At 64.4% G+C, this 663-nt stretch carries 1 protein-coding gene; it reads right to left on the bottom strand.

Annotation, left to right across the window (positions count from 1 at the left end):
- Positions 1 to 663: type VI secretion system tip protein VgrG (vgrG, locus tag NUV89_RS29755; RefSeq protein ID WP_257784130.1), on the bottom strand; the 663-nt coding region annotated here is incomplete at both ends.

Below are 663 nucleotides of genomic sequence, written 5' to 3'. Positions count from 1 at the left end.
CCGGCGTAGGGGCGGGCCAGGCGTAGCCAGAGGCTTTCTTCGCCGGGTTTCCAGGGGTCGCGGTCGAACAGGAAGTTGACGCGGTAGCGGCCTTCCAGGTCGATATGGGCGTAGGGGTCGTTCGCCTGGGGGCTGGTGATGCGGGCCGGGATGGTGCCGGCGATTTGCGGTTTGGCTTGTGGGGCGGGACGAAAACAGATGGTTTCTGCATAGGGGATGGCCTCGAATGTGGCTTCGAAGCTGCTGTCGCGCGCGGCCTTGGTGGTCATGCACGTAATGACTGCGCCGGGTTTGAAGGCTTGGGGTGCGCCGCCGCTGATCTTGAGGACCTGGCCCGGTGCGAGGGTGGCGCTGGTGCTGATGCCGCTCAATTGGGTCTGCTGGTTCAGGTACTGCTCGTGGCGCAGGCGTGCGTAGAAGTAGCCGCTTTCGCGTTGCAGGTCTTCGTCTTGATCCAGCCGATTGCCGAGCACCGTGTAGGGTTCGGCGTAGTGGTACGCATCGCCGTAGGTACTGGTTGTGTAGTCGATCTCGCCATTGAGCTGGGCGCTGGCGTCACGGTGGTGGTAGGCGCGCACGCTGACGCGTTGCTCGACTACCTGGTGGCTGGATTGCAACGCCCACACGCCGTCTTGTCCGCTGCTGCCGAGCCCGGATTGCGGG

This window comes from Pseudomonas sp. 18.1.10 (assembly GCF_024655625.1).
Classification (GTDB): domain Bacteria; phylum Pseudomonadota; class Gammaproteobacteria; order Pseudomonadales; family Pseudomonadaceae; genus Aquipseudomonas.
This window is presented reverse-complemented; position numbering and strand designations above follow the sequence as displayed.